Origin of the sequence: Bacillus sp. FSL W8-0645, from assembly GCF_038007905.1 — a bacterium.
Lineage (GTDB): Bacteria > Bacillota > Bacilli > Bacillales > Bacillaceae > Bacillus > Bacillus pumilus.
On sequence record NZ_JBBOYC010000001.1, the window covers coordinates 1,153,345 to 1,174,762 of the forward strand.

Annotated in this window: 25 protein-coding genes; 14 read left to right on the top strand and 11 right to left on the bottom strand. The window is 42.2% G+C overall.

Translation table 11 applies throughout. From position 1 onward, the window contains the following. Positions 1-7 precede the first annotated feature (7 nt). The 3 genes from sbcD to NST39_RS05720 are packed head-to-tail and all read left to right on the top strand — an operon-like array spanning position 8 to position 4,894. The gene (gene sbcD, locus NST39_RS05710; protein WP_113768392.1) at positions 8-1,183 is read left to right on the top strand and encodes an exonuclease subunit SbcD; all 1,176 of its coding nucleotides are present in this window, start codon (positions 8-10) and stop codon (positions 1,181-1,183) included. Next, a complete protein-coding gene (locus NST39_RS05715) occupies positions 1,180-4,575 on the top strand; it encodes an SMC family ATPase (RefSeq protein WP_341027445.1) in 3,396 nt (1,131 codons plus the stop codon). Before sbcD ends, NST39_RS05715 begins: the two co-directional genes overlap by 4 nt. Before the next feature lie 19 nt (positions 4,576-4,594). Then, positions 4,595-4,894 carry a hypothetical protein gene (locus NST39_RS05720; RefSeq protein ID WP_044139870.1) on the top strand — a complete coding sequence of 100 codons (300 nt, stop codon included), beginning with the start codon at positions 4,595-4,597 and terminating at the stop codon, positions 4,892-4,894. 45 nt (positions 4,895-4,939) lie between these two features. Here NST39_RS05720 and NST39_RS05725 read toward each other — a convergent pair whose 3' ends face one another. From NST39_RS05725 to NST39_RS05760, 8 genes are all read right to left on the bottom strand, one after another. Beyond that, entirely contained in the window at positions 4,940-5,158 is a 219-nt protein-coding gene (locus NST39_RS05725) for a spore germination protein (RefSeq protein WP_003211468.1), read from the bottom strand. Between the two features lie 22 nt (positions 5,159-5,180). Continuing rightward, complete coding sequence (locus tag NST39_RS05730) at positions 5,181-5,612, bottom strand: spore germination protein GerPE (RefSeq protein WP_065098896.1); 432 nt, start codon at positions 5,610-5,612, stop codon at positions 5,181-5,183. Then, on the bottom strand, positions 5,612-5,788 hold the full coding sequence (locus NST39_RS05735) for a germination protein GerPD (RefSeq protein ID WP_003210893.1): 177 nt from the start codon (positions 5,786-5,788) through the stop codon (positions 5,612-5,614). The genes NST39_RS05730 and NST39_RS05735 overlap by 1 nt, the downstream gene beginning before the upstream one ends. Beyond that, complete coding sequence (locus tag NST39_RS05740; RefSeq protein ID WP_217012831.1) at positions 5,785-6,399, bottom strand: spore germination protein GerPC; 615 nt, start codon at positions 6,397-6,399, stop codon at positions 5,785-5,787. Before NST39_RS05740 ends, NST39_RS05735 begins: the two co-directional genes overlap by 4 nt. 31 nt (positions 6,400-6,430) lie before the next feature. Continuing rightward, positions 6,431-6,664: a spore germination protein GerPB gene (locus NST39_RS05745; RefSeq protein ID WP_034323585.1), complete on the bottom strand. Its 234-nt coding sequence runs from the start codon at positions 6,662-6,664 to the stop codon at positions 6,431-6,433. A 14-nt stretch (positions 6,665-6,678) separates the two neighbouring features. Beyond that, a complete protein-coding gene (locus NST39_RS05750) occupies positions 6,679-6,900 on the bottom strand; it encodes a spore germination protein (RefSeq protein WP_003211745.1) in 222 nt (73 codons plus the stop codon). Between the two features lie 127 nt (positions 6,901-7,027). Beyond that, on the bottom strand, positions 7,028-7,189 hold the full coding sequence (locus NST39_RS05755; RefSeq protein WP_065098894.1) for an aspartyl-phosphate phosphatase Spo0E family protein: 162 nt from the start codon (positions 7,187-7,189) through the stop codon (positions 7,028-7,030). 122 nt (positions 7,190-7,311) lie between these two features. Continuing rightward, on the bottom strand, positions 7,312-8,406 hold the full coding sequence (locus tag NST39_RS05760; protein WP_106067181.1) for a CotH kinase family protein: 1,095 nt from the start codon (positions 8,404-8,406) through the stop codon (positions 7,312-7,314). 205 nt (positions 8,407-8,611) lie between these two features. On the opposite strand from NST39_RS05760, the gene cotG reads away from it, so the two are divergent. From cotG to NST39_RS05775, 3 genes are all read left to right on the top strand, one after another. Then, complete coding sequence (cotG, locus tag NST39_RS19960; protein WP_445662381.1) at positions 8,612-9,136, top strand: spore coat protein CotG; 525 nt, start codon at positions 8,612-8,614, stop codon at positions 9,134-9,136. A gap of 126 nt (positions 9,137-9,262) precedes the next feature. Then, positions 9,263-10,168: a fumarylacetoacetate hydrolase family protein gene (locus tag NST39_RS05770; RefSeq protein WP_341027450.1), complete on the top strand. Its 906-nt coding sequence runs from the start codon at positions 9,263-9,265 to the stop codon at positions 10,166-10,168. Between the two features lie 92 nt (positions 10,169-10,260). After that, the gene (locus NST39_RS05775) at positions 10,261-10,629 is read left to right on the top strand and encodes a YisL family protein (protein WP_003212021.1); all 369 of its coding nucleotides are present in this window, start codon (positions 10,261-10,263) and stop codon (positions 10,627-10,629) included. 38 nt (positions 10,630-10,667) lie between these two features. On the opposite strand, the gene NST39_RS05780 is transcribed toward NST39_RS05775, so the two are convergent. Further along, complete coding sequence (locus NST39_RS05780; protein ID WP_065098891.1) at positions 10,668-11,195, bottom strand: DUF2777 family protein; 528 nt, start codon at positions 11,193-11,195, stop codon at positions 10,668-10,670. Positions 11,196-11,350: 155 nt separating this feature from the next. Here NST39_RS05780 and asnB point away from each other — a divergent pair, with 155 nt between their 5' ends. The 4 genes from asnB (at position 11,351) to NST39_RS05800 (ending at position 17,161) form a co-directional block, all read left to right on the top strand. Further along, on the top strand, positions 11,351-13,192 hold the full coding sequence (asnB, locus tag NST39_RS05785; RefSeq protein ID WP_106067184.1) for an asparagine synthase (glutamine-hydrolyzing): 1,842 nt from the start codon (positions 11,351-11,353) through the stop codon (positions 13,190-13,192). A 147-nt stretch (positions 13,193-13,339) separates the two neighbouring features. Next, positions 13,340-14,857, top strand: a complete 1,518-nt coding sequence (locus NST39_RS05790) for a phytoene desaturase family protein (protein WP_341027453.1) — start codon at positions 13,340-13,342, stop codon at positions 14,855-14,857. After that, complete coding sequence (locus tag NST39_RS05795) at positions 14,854-16,329, top strand: phytoene desaturase family protein (RefSeq protein WP_341027454.1); 1,476 nt, start codon at positions 14,854-14,856, stop codon at positions 16,327-16,329. Before NST39_RS05790 ends, NST39_RS05795 begins: the two co-directional genes overlap by 4 nt. After that, complete coding sequence (locus NST39_RS05800; RefSeq protein WP_065098887.1) at positions 16,322-17,161, top strand: phytoene/squalene synthase family protein; 840 nt, start codon at positions 16,322-16,324, stop codon at positions 17,159-17,161. The genes NST39_RS05795 and NST39_RS05800 overlap by 8 nt, the downstream gene beginning before the upstream one ends. A 25-nt stretch (positions 17,162-17,186) precedes the next feature. On the opposite strand, the gene NST39_RS05805 is transcribed toward NST39_RS05800, so the two are convergent. After that, a complete protein-coding gene (locus NST39_RS05805) occupies positions 17,187-18,563 on the bottom strand; it encodes an MATE family efflux transporter (RefSeq protein WP_341027456.1) in 1,377 nt (458 codons plus the stop codon). 112 nt (positions 18,564-18,675) lie between these two features. Here NST39_RS05805 and NST39_RS05810 point away from each other — a divergent pair, with 112 nt between their 5' ends. The 4 genes from NST39_RS05810 to NST39_RS05825 all read left to right on the top strand — a co-directional run bounded on the left by NST39_RS05810 (position 18,676) and on the right by NST39_RS05825 (position 20,744). After that, positions 18,676-19,542 (top strand): AraC family transcriptional regulator, encoded by an 867-nt coding sequence (locus tag NST39_RS05810; protein WP_341027457.1) that lies wholly within the window; start codon positions 18,676-18,678, stop codon positions 19,540-19,542. Between the two features lie 14 nt (positions 19,543-19,556). Beyond that, on the top strand, positions 19,557-20,114 hold the full coding sequence (locus NST39_RS05815; protein ID WP_106067187.1) for a GNAT family N-acetyltransferase: 558 nt from the start codon (positions 19,557-19,559) through the stop codon (positions 20,112-20,114). A 66-nt stretch (positions 20,115-20,180) separates the two neighbouring features. After that, positions 20,181-20,447, top strand: coding sequence for a hypothetical protein (locus NST39_RS05820; protein ID WP_341027458.1), 267 nt, complete (start codon positions 20,181-20,183; stop codon positions 20,445-20,447). Between the two features lie 36 nt (positions 20,448-20,483). Continuing rightward, complete coding sequence (locus NST39_RS05825; RefSeq protein WP_044139886.1) at positions 20,484-20,744, top strand: hypothetical protein; 261 nt, start codon at positions 20,484-20,486, stop codon at positions 20,742-20,744. Here NST39_RS05825 and NST39_RS05830 read toward each other — a convergent pair. Next, entirely contained in the window at positions 20,739-21,275 is a 537-nt protein-coding gene (locus tag NST39_RS05830; RefSeq protein WP_341027460.1) for a serine O-acetyltransferase, read from the bottom strand. The two genes, NST39_RS05825 and NST39_RS05830, sit on opposite strands and share 6 nt — an antisense overlap. Between the last annotated feature and the right edge of the window lie 143 nt (positions 21,276-21,418).

Consider the following 21,418-nt stretch of genomic DNA (forward strand, 5'->3'; position numbering starts at 1 on the left):
GAATCACATGAGGATTCTGCATACAGCGGATTGGCATTTAGGGAAAACCCTTGAAGGTCGAAGCCGGCTTGATGAGCAAGCACAGTTTTTAGATGAACTGTATCAAATCGTGAAAGACGAACACATTGATGTCATTGTGATGGCCGGTGATGCCTTTGATACAGTGAATCCACCTGCTAGAGCAGAGCAGCTTTTTTATGAGAGTCTATCTGCTTTATCTGATAAAGGAAAACGCCAGGTAGTGGTCATTTCAGGCAACCACGATAATCCGGATCGCTTATCAGCCGCATCACCTTTAACAAATGATCAAGGGATTCATTTAATTGGATATCCGACAAATGACATCATCCGTGTCGATGTTCCTTCTGCGGATGAACGTTTATCCATTGCAGCACTCGCTTATCCGTCTGAGGCGAGACTAAATGAGGTGCTAGCTGAAACATTTGAAGAGAAATTGCTTCGTGATCATTACAATTTAAAGATTCAGCAAGCATTTCAACATTTAAGTAATCAATTTCAACCGGATACGGTCAATATGGCAACAAGCCACATTTATGTGGCAGGGGGAAGTCAAACAGATTCAGAAAGACCGATTGAAGTAGGCGGCGCATATACTGTTGCGGCTGAAAGTCTGCCAGAAGCCGCTTGCTATGTTGCCCTCGGTCATTTGCACCGCCCGCAAACGATCAAACGTGCCAAAACGATTGCCCGGTATTCTGGATCACCTCTTGCTTATAGCTTTTCTGAATCAGGCTATGCCAAATCAGTCACAATTGTGGAGGCAAAACCGAATGAAAAAGCGAGCTGGAAAGAAGTGTTTTTATCAAGCGGAAAACCACTTATGAAATGGAAGGCGACTGAGGGACTGAGTCAAGTGTACGAGTGGCTGAATGAAAAACGGGATCTTCAGGCATGGATTGATCTAGAGATTCATTTAACAGATCAGCTCTCTATTGAAGAGATTCATCAGCTCCGAAAGCAGCATAGTGGATTTGTTCACATTCGTCCAAAATTCAAAGAACTACAGCAAATAGAAGAGCAAAAGCAAGTGGAAAAACTCTCGATCGAAGAGAGGTTCGTGAAGTTTTATGAGCGCCAGACAGGTGGCGGTCTGCCTGATGAAAAAACAGTCAAACTGTTTTTAGAGCTAGCCAATGATATGCAAGAGGAGGAAGCGACTTGAAGCCGATTACGCTGACCATTAAAGGACTTCATAGCTTCAGAGAAGAACAAATAATTGACTTTAGCTCATTATGTGATGCGGGTGTGTTTGGCATATTTGGACCGACAGGAAGTGGAAAGTCGTCCATATTAGACGCCATGACACTGGCACTCTATGGCAAAGTGGAGCGTGCGTTAAATAATACACATGGTATTTTGAACCAAGCGGAAGAAAAGCTGTCGGTTTCCTTTACATTTGCTTTGCAAAAGGAACACCACATTTTTTATAAAGTTGAACGTGCTTTCAAACGAGCGGATGAAATGAAAGTCAGAACGACATTATGCCGCCTAATTGAAATCGGTGATACGCAGACAGTTCTCGCAGATAAAGCGAGTGAGGTGAATCGTAAAGTAGAAGAACTACTCGGATTAACCATTGATGACTTTACCCGTGCGGTTGTCTTACCTCAAGGGAAGTTTGCAGAATTTCTTTCACTCAAAGGGACAGACAGACGTCAAATGCTTCAGCGGTTGTTTAACTTGGAGAAATATGGGGATCAACTCGTCAAGCGATTGCGTGCAAAGGCTCAAAAACATTATGGGCAAAAAAATGAACTGCTGGCTGAACTGAATGGTTTAGGAGAAGCTGGTCCAGAGGCGCTGGCAAAAGCAAAGGAAGCAGCTGAGCAGACAAAGGCTATTTTTCATGAGAAAAAACAAGCGCGGGACGAAGCGTTCACTGCTTTTACAAAGGCGCAAGCGATCTGGCAGTATCAAAAGGAACAAGAAGCTTACGAGACTGAACAAAACAAGCTGAATTTACTGGCACCATCAATAGAAGAGAAAAAGACGAAGCTCCATATCGCAGAGCAGGCAGAGACGCTAAAGCCTTATGCGGATGCATTGACAAAGGCTGAAAAACAGCTTTCTCAAGCATCGAAAGAGAAACAGGGAGCAGAAAAGCAGATGCAGCATCAACGAACGATCTATGATCAAATGGCGCGGGAGTATGAGCAAGCCCGGCAAAAGAAAATAGAGACAGAGCCAGACCTTCTCCAAAAGAAAGAACAGCTGATTCAGCTAAAAGAAATTGAACGTAAAAAAGAGGCAGCTCTTCAGGAAAAGACGAGCATAGAGCGCCAAAAAAATGAAAAAGCGCAGCAACTCCTCCAAAAGAAGAAAGAAGCGGAGAATCTCCAATCTCTATTAGAGCGTGCACTAACGAAACAAACACAGCTGAAGAATGAGCTGGAGCAGTTACAAGTTTCAGTGAAAGAACGCAAAAGTGTACAGGATGCTTTACGTTTAAGTGAAAATGTTGAAAGAATAAACCTTAGTATTCAAAAGGAAAAGCAAAAACTGGAGGAGCTCAACAAGCGAGCCTCACAGACTTCAGAAGCATATGAAAAGCTTCAAAAGCAGCAAAGCGACCATCATGAAAAAATAGACCAATCGTTTCAAGCAATTGAACACCTCTATTTTTATGTATGTGAACTCGAACGAGCTCTGACAGAATGGAGTCAAAAAGAACAACAACAGAAACTTGAAAAATTAAAGCAGCGAGATGCGGTAAGGGCGGCAGAATTAAGAAAAGAATTAGCGGCAGAGCTAGTAGATGGTGAGCCATGTCCGGTTTGTGGGTCGATTCATCATGATCCAAAGGCTTTGAAATCCAATGACCATGAAGAAACCGTGGCACAAGTTGATGAAGTCATTCAACGGATGGACAAAGAGCTCAAGCAGGCAGAGGAGTATGGGAGAGACATGTATGCCGCAAAGCAGCTTCTCGAAACGCATGCCAATCAATTAGTGAAGCAATTCGCTTTCTTATCTCAGAAAGCCCCTGGGGCGGAAGTCGCTGCAGCAGTAGAAACAGTACAAAATTCGCAGTCTTTGCAGGATCTAATGCAAGAATGGAAAGGCATAAAGCAAGATATTCAAGAAGTTGAACATAAACGAGCTCGTTTAATGGATGAAACGCATGATCAAGCAGCAGAGATGAGCAAGATAAAAGAGCAATTGACTTTTGAACAGCAGCGCATCGAAGAATTAGAGGTGCTGATCAAAGAGTTTGATGCTGAGCTTTCAGAGCAAACGACTCAATTTGAACAGACCTTCCCGCATCTTACATTGAATCAAGTACAAGAAATGCAAAAGCAAATCGATGAAAAGGACCAACAAGCGGAAGGCTATAAAGAACGTATTGAGAAAAGCATTTCGTTTTTGGAAGAAAAACAGCTAGCAAAAGAGCAGCTGCAGACAGTGATATACAATGTCGAGAAAGAACTTGATAAACTAGCGCATCAGCTAGAAAGTCAGCATCAGCTTATCCAACAATATGAAATAGATTTAGGCCGATATCCATTAAAAGCTGGCTCTATTTCTGATGAACTTATAGAGGTTGAACACACCCTTTCTCTTCTTAATGAAAAAGAGCAGCAATCGTACAAGCAATTGCAGCACGCGCAGCAGTTGTTTAGTGAGGCGCAAAGTCATTTTTCAAGCAGTGAGCGTCAGCTTCAAGAGGCGAACAGGCGAAAACAAGAAGCAGAAGCAGCATGGGAAAAAGAAGCAGAATCTTCTCCTTTTCATATGCCGCAGGAAATTGAGTCTGTTTCAATGGAACAGCCAGTACGTCAATCGGTCAAACAGGAAATTGAGGAGTTTGAGGATAAAAGAAAGGAATGTGCCGCAAACTTAAAGCGAATTTCTGAATTACTGAAAGAAGAGTCACTGGATGAAAAGCAGTGGACGGACATTCAGCACAGAAAAGATGCAGCTGAAAAAGCATTGGAAGAAGCGACAGCAATGAGTGGGTCCGCACATGAACACCTGCGTGTGATTGAAGAGAATCATCAGCGCTTTGCAAGTATTCATGAACGATTGGAAGCACTGCAGGAAGAAATTGATCGCCTTGATAAACTGCAAACTGTTTTTAAAGGGAATACGTTTGTTGAATTTTTAGCAGAAGAACAGCTGGAAAGTGTCAGTCGTGATGCATCCGCCCGCTTAGGTATGTTGACGAGACAAAGATATGCGATTGAGGTCGACTCAGAAGGCGGCTTTGTTATGCGTGATGATGCAAATGGCGGTGTTAGGCGTCCCGTGTCCAGCTTGTCCGGCGGGGAAACCTTCTTGACATCATTGGCGCTTGCGCTTGCTCTTTCTGCACAAATTCAGCTGAGAGGTGAATTCCCGCTGCAATTCTTTTTCCTTGATGAAGGATTCGGTACGCTCGATCAAGACTTGCTTGATACGGTCATTACCGCATTAGAAAAGCTTCAGTCTCACAATTTAGCAGTTGGTGTTATTAGCCACGTGGAAGAATTGAAAATGAGACTACCGAAGAAACTGATTGTCCATCCAGCAGATCCAAGCGGGAAAGGGACAACGGTCTCAATGGAATTAATGTAAATGTTGAGGTGATGACAGGGTGGCAAAGCAAACCATTGGATTATGTGAGCTGTGCGGAAGACAACATGTCCTGCTCACAGAACACCACTTAACACCAAGAGAAGAAGGTGGGGCTTTTTTACCGACTGCCTTCCTGTGTATCCCTTGCCATAAACAAGTGCATGCCCTCTTTACAAACCAGGAGCTTGCCGTGCGCTTAAACACACTTGATGCACTAAGGCAGGATGAAAAGCTTGCTTCGTACATCAAATGGATTCGAAAACAGCCCGCAAGCAAGCTGGTCAAAACAAAAAAATCGAGACAACACAGAAAAAAATAAGCATAAAAAGCGCTCCTCTCATGAAATGACTGTAGAGGAGCTGCTTTATGCATTGCCTACCATATTCTGATCATTTAAGTCAGGATCCACATAGTTGGTGGCGCTAATGCCATTATTTAATATCAAGAAATCTCCGGTATTTCCCGCTCCAGAGCCTAAAGCAGATTTCGACGAACTTTTAGGCGACAAGTAGAATGAGTCACCGACGTTTACGACGCCTCCAGAAATAGAGTTAATGTAAATGGGTCCGACAATTGCTGGCATAATCGACATCCTTTATTCGAAGTCATATCACCATCATATGCGCAGGTAGGTCCATTTGTGAGTTTGGCGGACTTTCGTCGTTGCTAAATAACTCTCGAATATGCTTCACTCGCGCAACGGCATTCATTCTACAAGTAGAGCCGATTTGATAGACAGAGGACGATGATACCCCTTCTACATGTATCGAAGAAACTTTAATCACAGGCTTTTCATGGTAAAATGCCGTTCTAACTGATCGTTCTGGCAGCATCAATGGAATCGGCTCAAAATATACTTCAAATTCTTTCGCATTTAAGTTTTCTGCTTCATAGCCATAAAACAAACTAAGCGTCCGTTGAACAGCTAACACCTTGACCTTCGGGCATAGCTCCTGCGTATCGCCGATTTGAACAACACTTGAGATCCCGACAGAATTCACCTTCGTGAACTTCACTTGAGATGTGCGCTTTATCATTATCGAGGAGCCAGAGGAACAAACGGGCCAATGATCAAAGATTCTGGCGGTGTATCAAAAATGGAGGATAATTGTACGTGATCTGTGTCCCCGATGATAAATAGGGAAGAGGACGAAACCCCAACTACTTTAATGCTTCCGGTCTCGATGTTGCGGTTGACGACTGTGAAATTCATCCGTTTTCCTCTCCTTTCGTTTCATTTGGAATATGGGCTAAGAAGTGTTCAATTGCCCGTTTGACATCATGCTTCACATATTCAGCAATTTGCTCTGAACGTTGCAGCGGGGTCATATCTTCCCGGTGCGGGAGCTGTCCTGCATAGTATTTGATTCTGCTGTCAATTTGCTTGCGAATGTCCTCAATGATATGGTGTTTATTGCTTTCATCAAGAGAGCCTTCATATCGCTGCTCTAGTTCTTCAAGAAGTTCTGGCGCTTCTTCGTTTAAGAATGCGTCGACAAGCTGGCGTGTTTGATTGAAAAATTGATCAGCCGTTTCTTGCTGCATCATACCAATGCCCGGGGGTGTTGTTTGGCCCACTTCAAAATTTTGAACACTGTTTGGATCAGATGGATTGAGGCCGATATTCAATGTACCTTCCAGCCGCTCGATTTTCAGTTGATCAAATTGATAATCAATCCGTTCAATATTCGTTGTCGGTTTATCTTTGATCATTTGCATTTCCTGCTGAAGCTCGTTAAGCCTTTTTTCAAGCATCATGATTTGTTGTGTTTGTTTTTGAATGATGCCATACACTTGTGAAGCGTTGCTTTGATAGTCATACATTTACATACACCTCCGGGGGTTGCAGATGAACTTAAGTTGTTGGTGACTGAAGCGGTACAAAAGGTGCTGTGCTTGCGCCTTGGGATTCTTCAATTCCTTGTGAGCCTGCTGCGGCAGGTGCTGATTCTACGTAGCTGCCTGTGTTATACAGGTTGGAAAGCGCCTTGATTGATCCAGCACTCCCAATTTGCAGAACAGATGAGTTACTGACAGACTCCACGCGTAAATAATTAATTTGTATCGCTTGATTAATATAGAAGTTCAACGGATTCTCACTCCTTACAAGTTACCAACAAGCGGTTGATCAATGACATCACTGTCATACGTATTTGTCACACTTTTATAGTTGCTAATGCGCAATTGATCACCAGTGTTAAAACTGCCTGCGCCAGCAAACGTTTTAACCTGACTATTTGGAGAAATGGTGATGCAGTCTCCAACATGAACGACTCCGCTCGTTCCGACGGCATTTACTTTAAAGGCTCCAACAATAGCCGGCATAGCGGTGCACATCCTTTATAAAAATAAGGCACTTTGTTTTTGGGCGTTTCACCATAGCTTATGATGGGTCTTTTAATGTGTGATTGTCTTTTTGAAAGCTTTCGATGAGAGGGTTGAGGTGTATGGTTTACCCTTTTTTAGAGCATTCATTCGAGGTGTATTTGCTGCCTTTATTTAAGAGTGTGTCAAGCTCTTGACTGCACCTGATGGTTTCTTCGGCATTCATCCCGAATTTTTTTGCGGTCTCAATTAAATGTAATCTTTTTTGTTCAATTTCATAATTGATCATAACGGACGCCAACTCTCACATTTTTTATCGAATAGAAGGATATGGTTAGTATACCCTATTTTTCTATAAAAAAAGTTGTTTCGTCAATATGAGTAATAAAGTGACAAAATTCGAAAGCGTCCTTACGTGCGATCTCTCTCTTTTCTTATTTCAGCCTGTAAATAACGTCGTCTTTTGTTGATATACTGCCGGATGACCTCTCGTTCTGATTGTAGGATGTCTTTTCTATCTCTCGTATAAGGATCATCTCCAATTCGGTTCTCAATAGAAGCATGCCATTTCTCAATAATTGGACAAAGACGTTCTTCTAAAAATTGTGTATCGAGTACATGCTGGAAAAGCGTGTAATAGGCTCTCTTAAACGAAGGGATATCTAGTAATCTAGCAGTTAACGTATTAAAGCCGCTTACTGGAATATAATCAAACGCCATTTCTTCTCCATGAATGTCACGGCCCCATGTCGCATCATAATCCCAAGGAAGCACTTGGAATCTGCCTTGTTCATTCACATAAAGAGCGTAGTTATGGACAAAGCCGTCAAAGTTTTGAGTGCACACGACACCAATGAGCCAGCGGAAATACTGGGTCACATCTAGGTAATGCTCAATCTTTTCTGCAAATATGTCATCTTTCGCTGTGTTGAGAAAGTAAATAAATTCACTTAGCTGCTGATCATGTTGAGAAGTCCCTGTTTTTTTCTCGTACCCGAGGAGAAGGTGTTTTTTTGGCTTTTTATCAAACGAACTCAAAAGGGAAAAGTTGGCGTCGTCATCGACTGCATAATAAATGCCGCCTTCTGAAAGCTGTCTTTTCTGAAAAAAGTGCTCATCGACGGATTCTATTTTTAAATAAATGCCTTCTTTTCTTCCGTTTATAGTAAGAAACACATGAGACGCAGCAGGGCTTAGCACCCCTATCTGCTCAAAGAAATAAAAGGACAGTCTGTTTCGGATAAACGAAGGGTCATTGTATTCTGCATTTAAATGAAAGATAGATTCGCCTTGTCTTTGTTTTGGCTTTCGATATTCAATTTGATAGGACTTTTTTTTCAGCTTTCTGATGTGAGACCCCCGGTATGAAGCATAAATGTGCGATTTGATCTGACCAGTTTTCAAAATGCCCTCAACTGGTTCGTCGTTCCATATGTCTTTTCGTAATTCAATCAGGTCCTTTGGGTGAATCCAAATATCCATTTGCTTTAAAGGTTCTGTGGTCATGCGTTCATCCTCCTCCTATGCTCTTCTTTACGATATGAAAATGAAGGAATGTCCTGTACCCGTTTGTTAGGTATTCATGGAGTTTTAAAAGAAAGGGGCATCCGCCAAGAACACTTGTCTACCAAGTCTCGTAACATAAAGCAGAGAAGATAAACAGTTTGATCTGTTTGTTTTGTCAAAGTATAGACTGGGAGGGGAATCGTTCGTGAGCACATTTGATCATTCACATATTGAACATGCAGTGGATTCACTTCGAAGTGAAGGACGTGATCATCACTTAGATCGTGAACCAGAATCGAGACGATCGCATAAGTCAGCTCGTTCTCGTCATTCAAATCGCGGTAATTGGTTCTTTGGTGGAGGCGGATGCCGTAAATCACATCGTAGTAAAAAAAGCTGTAAGAGCTATCGTTCGAAAAAGAGCCGCTGTTCAAAGAAAAGCGTGAAAAGTGAGAAACCATGCAAAAGTAAAAAGTCGTGCAAAAGCAAGAAATCTTGCAGAAGCAAAAAGAGTGAACCGAAAAAATCATGCCGCAGCAAACACAGATCCCATCATAAGAAAAGTTGCCGCAAGTCTCATCGCAGCCACCGTTCTAAACGATCTCATCACCATAGACGTAGCCGCTCTTGCAAAAGATGTGGGAAGAAAAAGCATCATTCCCGCAGCAGAGGAAATGTTGATCGCAAATGGGATCAAGGGAACATGTGGGAGTATCGCCGCTACCGCTAAACATCAGATCATCTTTTTTGAAACCCTTTTTAAAAGAGAGTATGATAAAAAAGGGTTTTTTTTATTTCATAGAGAAGTAAAATGAGACATCATCACTTAGCGAAATGAAGATTGTGAGGGGAAGACATGAAGTTTTTTACAGGTGAGATACATAGCAGGATGTTTATCGGGGTAGTCATTGATGATAAATGGGTCATGGACGTCAAAAAGGCAGAAGCCAAATTATTCGAGCTTGAGACACTGCCAAACTCTTTAGCTGAATGTATTCATATGGGGGACAAGTTTGTTGAGCATGTCAAACAGCTCCTTGACTGGGCTGAGAAAAAAGAAGAGGATCGCGGTTCTTATGTATATCCGCTGTCAGACGTGAAACTCCATGCGCCGATTCCAAAGCCAGCTAAAAACATTATGTGTGTTGGAAAAAATTATCAAGATCATGTCATGGAGATGGGAAGTGCAGCGGATATTCCTAAAGATGTGATGATCTTTACAAAGGCACCTACTTCAGTCGTTGGACATGAAGCGGATATCCTCCTTCATGAAGATGTGACGAGTGAACTGGATTATGAAGGAGAGCTTGCGATCGTGATGGGCAAATCAGGGAAGAATATTGCACCTGAAGAAGTCCATGATTATCTATTTGGTTACACCATTTTAAATGACGTAACGGCAAGAGATTTACAGAAAAAACACAAACAATTTTTTATAGGTAAAAGCTTAGATACAACCTGCCCGATAGGACCTTATATTGTGCATAAGTCTGTGATCGAGGATCACGGCGCGCTCCATGTGGAAACAAAGGTTAACGGAGAGGTTCGCCAGTCTGCAAGTACAGAATTAATGATTTTCTCCATCGAGAACATTGTGTCTACTCTTTCAAAAGGGATGACACTAGAAGCTGGTGACATCATTGCAACGGGAACACCTTCTGGGGTTGGCAAAGGCTTTGAACCGCCTAAATTCTTAGCTTCAGGGGATCGAATCGACATCACGATTGAACCGATTGGGACGCTATCAAATCGCGTCAAATAAAGAGTGAGATGACACAGGATTGTCGCTTTGTGTTCGACTTATTTCGTGGTACGATGAGAAGGTAATTGTTCTGATAAAGGGGGAAATAACAGATGGGAACGCATTTACATATTACAGCATGGGTGCTAGGAATTATTTTATTCTTCGTGGCCTTTGCTCTAGCAGGTAAAAACGACAAAGGTGCTAAAATTGTGCACATGATTGTCAGACTATTGTACTTGATCATTATTGCAACAGGCGTAGAGCTGTATGTTCGCACAGGAATGAAGATTCCAGGTTTCGGTGGCGAGTATATCGGTAAAATGATTTTCGGTATCCTTGTGATCGGCTTCATGGAAATGGTTCTTGTACGCAAGAAAAAAGGAAAATCGGTGACTGGTGTATTGATTGGTTTTATCGTACTCGCGATTGTGACCATTCTTCTCGGTTTACGTCTGCCGATCGGTTTCCATATCTTTTAACATAAAAAGGACATTGCTTATACGAAGCAGTGTCTTTTTTATATGCCTTCAAATTGCGAAACCGACCGGTGACCGTCAGAAGAGGTCCATTCAAAACGAATTTGACCTGCGGCAGAGTCGTGGTGACATTGAAGAGCAAGTGATTGTGTATCTGTCGAAAACTGAAAGAAAGAAACTCGTTGAAAAGAATGAAAGGAGGAGAAAACACAATCGTAGACGGAAAAACCAAGCTGCTCTACCTGTGCAATGATTTCATAAAAGACGTTTTCAGGTACGAACATCAGTAGGTCAAGCCATCCTTTGGCAAGTGATGCTGTATATTGAATCACTTCACCGCCTTGTACTTCTACAAGCTGTCCACTTTCATGAAGGATCATGGACCCGAGCAGTTCCCCTTTTGTCCACCTGTCATTTTCCTTCAAACAGATCATCGTGCTTTGAAGACTTTCTGGTAGCATGATTTCTCCTTCTTCATCTTCAATCAGACAATGCCCGTTTTCAATGAGTAAATACCCGCTGCACCATCTTCGGCTGCAGCGTTCAAGCTGCTTCATTCGTTTTTCCATTTGCAGACACTCCTTTCCTCTTTCTTTTCTTACCAAATCATGCTTGTCCTATACGCCCGAGAAAAAAGGACAAATCAACTATCAAGGAGACGATGCATAAACTAAGAAAGGCTGAATGAGAACACTTGAGGAAAAACGGATGGGAGCTGATGATGATGTGTGGAATAACAGGCTGGGCAGACTTTAAAAAGCAGCTCATCCAACAGGACCATGTAATCAATCAAATGACAGATACATTATCTAAAAGAGGGCCAGACGATACAAATACGTGGAAAAGTGAGCACGTTCTATTTGGGCATAAAAGGTTAGCGGTTGTAGATGTAGAAGGCGGAAAACAGCCGATGACATATACACATCAAAACCATGCTTATACCGTTGTATACAATGGAGAGCTTTATAACACAGAGGATATAAGAAAAGAATTGTTAAAAAGAGGCCACCGTTTTCTAGGGCATTCTGATACAGAGGTACTTCTTCACGCCTACACAGAATGGAAGGAAGAGTGTGTGACCCATTTTAATGGTATTTTTGCATTTGTGATTTGGGATAGTGAGCGTGAATTATTATTTGCAGGGAGAGACCGGCTCGGCGTCAAGCCATTTTTCTATACAGAACGTCATCATTCCTTTTTATTTGGTTCAGAAATCAAGGCGCTTCTTGCTCACCCTGATATGAAAGCAAAAGTCGATCATGAGGGATTATCGGAGATTTTTGGTTTAGGACCGTCTAGAACACCAGGGCAAGGAGTGTTTAAAGGGGTAAAAGAGCTGAGACCTGCTCATGCCTTGACCTTTTCAAAAGACGGATTGCGTGTGTGGAGATACTGGAATGTCAAAAGCAAGGTGCATACGGACTCACTTGATGACACCGCACAGCACGTCAAGGATCTCTTTACAGATGCCGTCACAAGGCAGCTCGTCTCTGATGTGCCTGTTTGTACATTTTTATCGGGTGGCGTCGATTCGAGTGCCATTACCGCCATTGCCGCTAAGCACTTTGAGAAAATAGGGAAAGCACCGCTTCATACGTATTCCGTTGACTACGAAGGGAATGATCAATTCTTTGAAGCAAGTCAATTCCAGCCAAATGCGGACGGTCCATGGATTGACCACATGACCAAGGCGTTTCAAACGAATCATCACAGCTGCATCATTGGACAAAAGGAGCTGGCTGCTTATTTAAAGGAAGCGGTTGAGGTCCGAGACTTACCGGGTATGGCAGATATTGATTCTTCTTTGCTTTGGTTCTGCCGAGAAATTAAAAAGGACTTTGTTGTCGGTTTGTCAGGTGAATGTGCGGATGAAATTTTTGGAGGTTATCCTTGGTTCCATTCGGCAAATGAAACGAATGGTTTTCCTTGGATGAGATCGACGGAAGCTAGAACGCAGCTCTTACAAGACTCGTGGCAAAAGAAGCTGTCACTAAAAGAATATGCACAAAGCAAATATGAAGAAACCGTGGCTGAAACGCCTCTTTTAGATGGAGAAACTGGAGTAGATAAAGCCCGGAGAGAACTTTTTTACTTAAATATGGTCTGGTTTATGACAACGCTGCTAGATCGAAAAGACCGAATGAGTATGGGGGCGAGTCTTGAGGTACGTGTACCATTTGCGGACCATCGTCTTGTCGAATATGTATGGAATATTCCTTGGGAAATGAAAATGCATGGAAATCGTGAAAAAGGGGTTTTACGGAAAGCATTAGAGGGAATTTTACCGAATGAAGTGCTTTATCGCAAGAAGAGTCCTTACCCGAAAACACATCATCCAGCCTATACCCAGGCTGTGAAAGAGATGTTAACAGACTGCCTTGCGCAAAAAGATTCTGTCCTTCACGAATTTCTAGATCCACATCAATTAAAGCAGCTGATTGAAACGGAAGGAGCTTCCTTTCAAGTGCCTTGGTATGGCCAGCTCATGAAGGGCCCGCAATTAATCGCTCATCTGGCGCAAATTCATCATTGGTTTGAAACGTATCGAATTGATATAGAAGCGTAATAAAGAGTCGGCTTTCTTACATTTGTTGAAGGGAAGCCGGCTTTTTTGATACATAACATGAGACGAATAGAGCACATCGAAAGTTGATCTAATCTTTCTAATTTGTATAATTAACTTAAAGTGAATTAATTTGGAGGAAAAAGGATAATGAAAATCATTGTGATCGGAGCAGGACCAGGGGGACTTGCGGCAGCTATGATGCTTCAAAGCAAAGGACATGATGTTCATGTTTACGAAAAACAGCCCTTTGTTGGCGGACGTAACTCTAAGTTTCAACTTGGTGATTTCACGTTTGATACGGGTCCTACCTTTCTCAGCATGATTCATATTGCAGAGGAGCTGTTCACCTTTGCTGGTAAAAATCTTTATGACTATATTGATGTGATTGAATTAAAAGAAATGTATAGATTGATTTTCCAAGACGAGCAGCTAGATATGATACGAGATCGTGATGAAATGTATAGACGGTTAGAAGCCTTTGCACCTGGAGAGGGAGAAGGGTATATACGATTTATGAACGATACGAAGCGCAAAATGGATCGGCTGACACCTATTTTACAAAGTAAAATGGATCGTTTTCATCATTATCTGCGTCCAAAGGTGCTCAAAGCACTTCCGCAGCTTTCGTTGAATAAGAGTTTATATGATGTGCTGTCAGATTATTTCTCAAATGAATCAGTGAAATATGCGTTTACATTTCAATCAAAATATTTAGGCATGTCACCGTGGGAGTGCCCTGGTGCTTTCTCCATTCTATCATTTATGGAGCATGACACAGGTGTGTTCCATCCGAAGGGCGGGGTCAATCAGCTGTCAGAAGCGATGGCAAAAGCGGCAATTGAAGCTGGAGCAACGATTCATCTGTCAGCCGGCGTCGAAAAACTGTTGACAGAAGGCAGGAAAGTAAAGGGCATTCGCTTAGAATCTGGGGAAGAAATACAGGCAGATGAGGTTGTCGTAAATGGAGATTTTGCACATGTGATGACAAAGCTTGTAGAGCCAGGACTTTTAAAGAAATATAGCGAGAAAAAATTAAAAAAGAAAAAATTCTCATGCTCCACCTTTATGCTTTATTTAGGATTAGATACCATATATGAGGAGCCACATCATACCATCGTTTTTTCTGATGATTATGCGCAATTTGTCAAAGGCATTACGAAAACATATGAGCTGCCAGATGATCCATCTATTTATATTCAAAATGCTAGTGTCACAGATGACTCACTTGCGCCAAAAGGAAAGTCAGCTCTTTATGTATTGGCACCCGTTGCTAACAATCAGAGCGGCATTGACTGGGAAGCGCATCAAGATGAATTCAGAGAACTTGTACTGAATACACTGGAGCGAAAAACCGGTTTTAAGAATGTAAGGCAGCATATAGAAGTCGAGCGGATGATCACACCGAAGCAATGGGAGGAAGACCTTTACGTATACGAAGGAGCCACATTTAACCTTGGTCACCAGCTGACGCAGATGATGGTTCTAAGGCCGCACAATGAATTTGATGAATTGGATCATTGCTGGCTCGTAGGAGGAGGAACGCATCCAGGAAGCGGACTACCGACCATTTTAGAATCAGCACGTATCACGACAAATGCGATTCTTTCAAAAGAGAAACATACGCACAAAACATTGTCGCAACAAGAAAAGGGGAGCGCCTCATGAAAAAACATATATTGATTGCAGGTGGCGGTATTGGCGGGATGATCTCAGCACTTTATTTAAAAAAAGCGGGACATGATGTCACGCTTGTCGAAAAAAATGAGCGACTTGGCGGAAGACTTGCTTTTGTACGTGAGAAAGGATATAAAGTAGATGAAGGTCCGACCATTGTCCTACTTCCAGATATGTTAAAAGGTATTTTACATGAGGTTGGAATTGACGAAGCATCTCTTGATCTTTTGCAGCTTGATCCGCTGTATACGATTCAATTTCAAGATGGTACCTCCTACACGAAGTACTCCGATGCACTTCGTCAGCTAGAGGAAATCAGACGTGTATTTCCAAAGGAAGATCAAGGATTCCTAAGGTTTATGGAAGAAATGACAGACCGGTTTCAAGAAGGACAACAAGCCTTTCTAGAGAAATCATTTCATGAAAAGCGTACATTTTTTACAAAAGCAAACATGAAAATTTTAATGAAATTAAAGGCGTATCGCACGGTTCAAAGCGCCCTGAAAAAGTATTTCTCAGACGAACGCCTGCGAGATGCATATGCACTTCAAACCCTCTATGTCGGAGGAAATCCATATGAATCATCTGCTATATATTCGCTTGTTTCATATAGTGAGCACGCACATGGAATCTACTATTTAAAAGGCGGCTATGCGAGTTTAGTAGATATATTGGAGAGGCAGCTCATGAAAATGGGTGTGCATGTGAGAAAAAATGCAGAAGTCATGGAGCTTGAGTTTGATGGGAAGCGCGTGGTTAAAGCAAAAGTCAGTGACGCCCATATAGCAGCTGATGCTTTTGTCATCAACGGAGATTATCCAGCTGCGTTAAAACAGCTTGGTTTAGACGAACAAGATCGGCGTAAATACGTGCCGTCCTCTGGCTGTGTAATGGTGTATCTCGGGTTAAACAAAATGTACCATGATGCGCCTGTGCACCAATTCTTGATGGGCGAACACTTTGATCAGCATATGAAAGAGGTTTTTCAAACGAAGACGATCCCTCAAGACCCGTCGTTTTATACATTTAATCCATCGATCATTGATCCATCTCTTGCCCCGGAAGGTTGTAGTGTTTTATATATGCTGATTCCCGTTCCCTCAGGAGATCATATCAACTGGGAAGAGGAGACAGATTTTGTAGAGAAAATGCTCGATCGTCTTGAGAAAAGAGGCTTTCCAAGCTTGCGAGAGTCGATTGTCTGGAAAAAAATCAGAACACCAAATGATTCCTTGCGAGAAGGATTGTTTGAAGGTGGCAGCTTTGGACTTGCGCCTAACTTATTTCAATCAGGTGTGTTCCGCCCGCAAGTGAAGGCAGCTGAGACTGATAATCTTTATGCAGTAGGTGCTTCCATCCATCCTGGTGGCGGAGTGCCGATCGTGATGCAAAGTGCGAAGCTGATGGCCTCTGTGCTGTTAAAAGATTTGAATGACAGAAAGGAAGTGAAGCTAAGTGGTTGATGTACAAACAGCATTGAAATTATGTGAGGAGACGATTCAAACCCATTCTAAAACGTTTTACCGTGCCTTTTCCATGCTGCCTAAAAAGAAACGACAGGCCGTCTGGGCTGTGTATTCCTTTTGCCGGAAAGCAGATGATATTGTAGATGAGTCCCCCTCGCCAAAAGAGGAGCTTGCCTCCTTTCGAGAGACGTTTGATCGATTTTTACAAGGTGAGGTAGATCGGAATGATCCGATGTGGGTGGCGCTAGAACATACATTTCAAGAGTTCCGTATGGATGAAGCTCCGTTCCGTGACTTGCTCCAAGGTCAGGAGATGGATTTAGAGCAGCACCGATATGAAACGTTAGATGAACTGCTCATTTATTCCTACCATGTTGCTAGTACCGTTGGACTTATGCTGCTTCCTATTATTGCACCGCGTAAAAAAGAACAGCTGAAAGAAGCAGCGATTTCATTAGGGATTGCCATGCAGCTGACCAATATTCTTCGTGACATTGGCGAGGATAAGGCCGAAAGAGACCGCATTTATTTGCCAAAGCAAGTCATGGATCAATTCGGATATACAGAGCAAGAATTGCAAGAAGGCATTGTCAATCAAGCATTTCAGCACGTATGGGAGTACATTGCCTTTGAGGCAGAGGCATACTACGAGGAGTTTTTTGATCATCTTCATGAATTCCCGCTTTATTCACGTATACCAGTGAAAGCAGCTGCTCACTTTTATAAAGCCATTTTAGATAAGACAAGAGAAAATGAATACCGCGTATTTACACAGCGATCATTTATTTCGAACCAAGAAAAAGCACTTATTTTAGAAAATATTACGTAAAAAAGGACTGCACCCGCAGTCCTTTTTATGTGGAAGAAAAGCGATATTCCGTCCAAACCCTTGAACGCCACCGCCTATACATAAAGATGCCTCTTACCCATTCATCCACGATAAAAGAAATCCAAATCCCAATGAGGCCCATCTCAAGCTGGATGCCTAACAAGTAAGCGATTGGAAGCCCGATGCCCCACATTGAAATCATCGCCATATACACTGGAAACTTCGCGTCACCAGCAGCCCGCAAGGAATTAATAATGACCATATTAAAAGAACGGCCCGGTTCCAAAATAATGGTCAAAAGGAGGAGGGTGGCGGCGGTTTGAATGATCTCGCTATTGCTAGTAAAGAAAGCAAGCAAATGCGTCGATGATAAAGATAAAGCAATAGAAGAAAGAAGGGAGATGCCAATGGCCCAGTATAAGCTTTTCATGCATCTGTGATAGGCAGCATCGAATTCCTTCGCCCCAATATGGCGCCCGATTAAAATTTGTGTCCCTTGGCTAATGGCTGCACCAAATAGCATAATGAACATCATGACATTTTGAGTATAAACCTTTGCAGCTAATGCCTGCGTCCCCATAAATGTAATAAACAGTGTAATGATCATTTGAGAGCCGTTATAAGAAAGCTGCTCTCCAGCAGAAGGAATGCCGATTTTCAGCAACTTTTTTAAATATGTCCGCTGGATGTGAAACATTTTCTTCAGTGAAAAGCGTAATCCAATTCGGCGGCGTACAATGAGGATCATAGCCATTAAACCGATCAATCGAGCGAGTGAGGTTGAAAAAGCGACCCCCATGACACCTAATACAGGGAAGCCAAACGAACCAAAAATCACCAAATAGTTACCGGCAACGTTTAACAAGTTCATTCCGATGGTGACATACATCGTATCTCTTGTATATCCGTAGCTTTTTAAAATAGCACTATACGTCATAATGAGCGCTTGAATAAAAGACAGCAGCCCGACAATTTGTAAAAATACAGTCGCATCCGGCATGAGCTCACTTGATAGGCCCATCAGGTGTAAAATGGGAACAGCTAATACAAACATGAGAAGGCTAATGACAAAGCTAATCAAGAAATTGGTTCCTAGTGAGACATAGGCGACTTGAGTCGCTTCCTGCCTGCGGCTCGCTCCTAAAAGTTGTGCAATCACAATCGTCGTTCCAGTTGTAATGAAGCTGAACATGACAATCAATAAATTCAGGAGCTGATTGCTTACACCAACTGCGGCAACACTATTATCGGAATATTGGCTGAGCATGAGGGTATCCGCGCTTCCCATCAGCATATATAAAGAGATTTCAATAAAAATAGGCCAAGTTAATGCAAATAATGAAGGATGGGTTTTCTTATCCTTGGCTTGAATCTTTTGAATTGGCAGTGCTTGAGGTTTCATCATAAGCCTCCTTTCGTATAAATCCGATTTATAGTGTACCTTGCATCGACTATAATAAGAAGAGATGAAACCGAAACTTATTGGAGAAATCCGACTTCATAAGGGGATGAATATGAATCGATTTATTACATTTACTGTACCGCCGTTCCCGGTTTATATCGTTTCAGGTAAAGGCGTATTTTATCAAGGAGAAAGACATATCTCTAGAACCTTCACCGTGTTTGATCTTCTTTATGTCACAAGAGGGCAGCTATGGATCACAGAAGATAGAGAGGCTCATCACGTAAAAGAAGGAGAGTATATCATTCTCTCACCTGGCTTGTCGCATGGCGGACACCTGCCATGCGAAGAAGAAACGCACTATGAGTGGCTGCATTTCTCAATTGACCCATACGAGCTCACGAATCGGCCGAGAGAACACTGGTTTGATATGAAACAAAATAAAGCCACCTTTGAAAAACCGGCAACATATGAATTTAGCCTGCCCCGTAAAGGAAAAGTGAAAGGAAGAAATGTATTAGAAAAGCACCTTGCACAGATGCGGGCACTAAATGATGATGCATCTGAACAGCCACTGAAAAAACAGCTTCAGTTTGAAGAACTGCTCATTCATTTACAAAAAGAAGCATTTCACATTCCAAGTGCAAAGGAGAATGTCGCCTCAGAAGTGGTTCATTATCTTGAGCGTCACTTTATGAAGAAACTGCAAATGGAGGAGCTTGCAGAGAAGCTGCACTATCACCCTGATTACATGACAAGGTGTATGCAGACTGTCTATGGACTGACGCCAAACCAATATATCAATCGTCTCAAGGTCGAAAAAGCCAAAAGCATGCTTGCCTCAACGAATGATAAAATCGCAGCGATTGCTGAACAGATAGGCATTGACGACCCTACTTATTTTTCTAAGCTGTTTCGGCAAAACGAAGGCATGACGCCTATCGAGTACCGTCATCTCGCAAAAAGAACGACAAAGTAAAGGAACGTGAAATGATGAAAGGAAAAAAAGAGCATGTGAGCATACGTCCATTAGACGAAACTGATCTAGAGGTCGTGTGGCATTTAAAGTTTAAAGCATCAGACCAGTCCTATCGAAAGTGGAATGCACCTTATTTTCATGAACACGAGATCCCGCTTGCTGCATTTAAGAAACGATATGTACAGGATGACGCCATTCCGCCAAAGCTATATGGCATTGTCATAGGTGGCGAATTGAAAGGCACCGTTTCTTATTATTGGGAGAATGAACGAACGCGCTGGCTTGAATGCGGGATTCTTATTTATGACTCACGTTTTTGGAATGGAGGAGTTGGAACAAAGGCCTTAAATCTATGGATAAATGAGTTATTTTCACACATTGATATCCCGCGAATCGGTCTCACCACCTGGTCTGGGAATGAACGAATGATGCGGTGCGCAGAGAAATGCGGGTTTACCCTTGAGGGAAGACTGAGAAAGGTCCGTTACTACCAAGGAGAGTATTATGATTCTATGCGTTACGGGATGCTGAGAGAGGAATGGCAAAGTCTTCTGCAACATTCAACTGAATAATTCCTTTTCTTTTTAGTAAAAAAGTAGCGGGATTGAATAAACTAAAAAAGAAGGGGGGCGAATGAGTTGCGCTGGATTACCGGATGGTTTGTGTCGATTATAGTGGCCGTTTACCTATTTGTAGATGCGCCTAAACATGGGAAAAATAAATGGCTGTGGGCGATTTTAGGCCTTTTATTCGGGCTCTTTACATTTGGAATATACCTGATCAAAACAGGAAGAAAAGGATTGGGCTGGACGGTTCTGATCGTGTCCATTATCATCTATTCTATTTTCATTCTAGTCTATGTCTTTTACTTCTTATTGCTGGTGATCGGATACTCAAACGCATAATAGAAAGCACGTGTGTACATAAGGGGGAGTTTGATCTTGAGAATCACGGGTTTATTCGTTTCACTTGCTGTTGCCATTTATTTATGGTTTGATGCGCCAAAGCATGATAAAGACAAATGGCTGTGGGCCATTTTAGGTGTCTTATTTAGTACGATCGTTCTCGGTATTTATTTGATCAAGACAGAGAGGAAGGGACTTGGCTGGACCATTCTTATTTTAACGATTTTGTTTTACCTCATGCTGCTCATCTCTGTTTTGATCGGTATCATTCTTTTTTATCAGGTGGGTCCTTCATGAAGAAGGGCTTTTTTCTTTTACCTTTTGCGCAGGCACACCTGCAATAACAATCTTCTCCTCGTGAAAAGAACGGTTTACCACAGCATTTGCTCCGATGGAAATATGATTTGCAATATGGATATCCCCAAACAGCTTAGCACCTGGGCCGATCCATACATGATTCCCAATGGTTGGCACATCCTTTTTATGATGATTCTGACCAATATTCACCCCTTGATGAATATCACAAAATGCCCCAATTTTTGCATACTTGTTCACAATTAAGAGCCCCGTATGATTGATTCTAAGACCGGGACCGAAGACACCAATCGGGATATCAAAGCCAAGCTGCATGCCTTTCTTTTTATGTAAATAGCGATAAAACCATTTGCGAAGTGCAGCACCGCTATTAGAATAGTATTCATATTTTCGTAAAATCCTTTGATATTTCCATATATCATCCCCAAACCACTTAGGTCGTTTGCGCTTAATGGCTAATGCTTTCTTGTCCTGAGCTAAGTAGTGGTGAAGATCATGCTTTGTTAAAATCATCAGATCCCTCTCCAATCCCTTTTGTTTCAGAGAAATTATACCATTATAACCATTTATATCAATAAAGAATGACGTTTCTTTCTTTCTTTTTCTACATCATTTTCATCCAGTTTCCTATATAAAATGAGAGTTTCATCATGATT

Excerpts from the sequence above, each read along its gene's own strand:
- NST39_RS05790 (WP_341027453.1), top strand. The coding sequence starts at position 13,340 with ATGAAAATCATTGTGATCGGAGCAGGACCAGGGGGACTTGCGGCAGCT.
- NST39_RS05735 (WP_003210893.1), bottom strand. The coding sequence starts at position 5,788 with ATGAATTTCACAGTCGTCAACCGCAACATCGAGACCGGAAGCATTAAA.
- NST39_RS05730 (WP_065098896.1), bottom strand. The coding sequence starts at position 5,612 with ATGATAAAGCGCACATCTCAAGTGAAGTTCACGAAGGTGAATTCTGTC.
- NST39_RS05725 (WP_003211468.1), bottom strand. The coding sequence starts at position 5,158 with ATGCCAGCAATTGTCGGACCCATTTACATTAACTCTATTTCTGGAGGC.
- NST39_RS05815 (WP_106067187.1), top strand. The coding sequence starts at position 19,557 with ATGAAAGGAAAAAAAGAGCATGTGAGCATACGTCCATTAGACGAAACT.
- NST39_RS05830 (WP_341027460.1), bottom strand. The coding sequence starts at position 21,275 with ATGATTTTAACAAAGCATGATCTTCACCACTACTTAGCTCAGGACAAG.
- NST39_RS05750 (WP_003211745.1), bottom strand. The coding sequence starts at position 6,900 with ATGCCGGCTATTGTTGGAGCCTTTAAAGTAAATGCCGTCGGAACGAGC.
- asnB (WP_106067184.1), top strand. The coding sequence starts at position 11,351 with ATGTGTGGAATAACAGGCTGGGCAGACTTTAAAAAGCAGCTCATCCAA.
- NST39_RS05780 (WP_065098891.1), bottom strand. The coding sequence starts at position 11,195 with ATGGAAAAACGAATGAAGCAGCTTGAACGCTGCAGCCGAAGATGGTGC.
- NST39_RS05755 (WP_065098894.1), bottom strand. The coding sequence starts at position 7,189 with ATGATCAATTATGAAATTGAACAAAAAAGATTACATTTAATTGAGACC.
- NST39_RS05740 (WP_217012831.1), bottom strand. The coding sequence starts at position 6,399 with ATGTATGACTATCAAAGCAACGCTTCACAAGTGTATGGCATCATTCAA.
- NST39_RS05805 (WP_341027456.1), bottom strand. The coding sequence starts at position 18,563 with ATGAAACCTCAAGCACTGCCAATTCAAAAGATTCAAGCCAAGGATAAG.
- NST39_RS05760 (WP_106067181.1), bottom strand. The coding sequence starts at position 8,406 with ATGACCACAGAACCTTTAAAGCAAATGGATATTTGGATTCACCCAAAG.
- NST39_RS05770 (WP_341027450.1), top strand. The coding sequence starts at position 9,263 with ATGAAGTTTTTTACAGGTGAGATACATAGCAGGATGTTTATCGGGGTA.
- NST39_RS05795 (WP_341027454.1), top strand. The coding sequence starts at position 14,854 with ATGAAAAAACATATATTGATTGCAGGTGGCGGTATTGGCGGGATGATC.
- NST39_RS05810 (WP_341027457.1), top strand. The coding sequence starts at position 18,676 with ATGAATCGATTTATTACATTTACTGTACCGCCGTTCCCGGTTTATATC.
- sbcD (WP_113768392.1), top strand. The coding sequence starts at position 8 with ATGAGGATTCTGCATACAGCGGATTGGCATTTAGGGAAAACCCTTGAA.
- NST39_RS05775 (WP_003212021.1), top strand. The coding sequence starts at position 10,261 with ATGGGAACGCATTTACATATTACAGCATGGGTGCTAGGAATTATTTTA.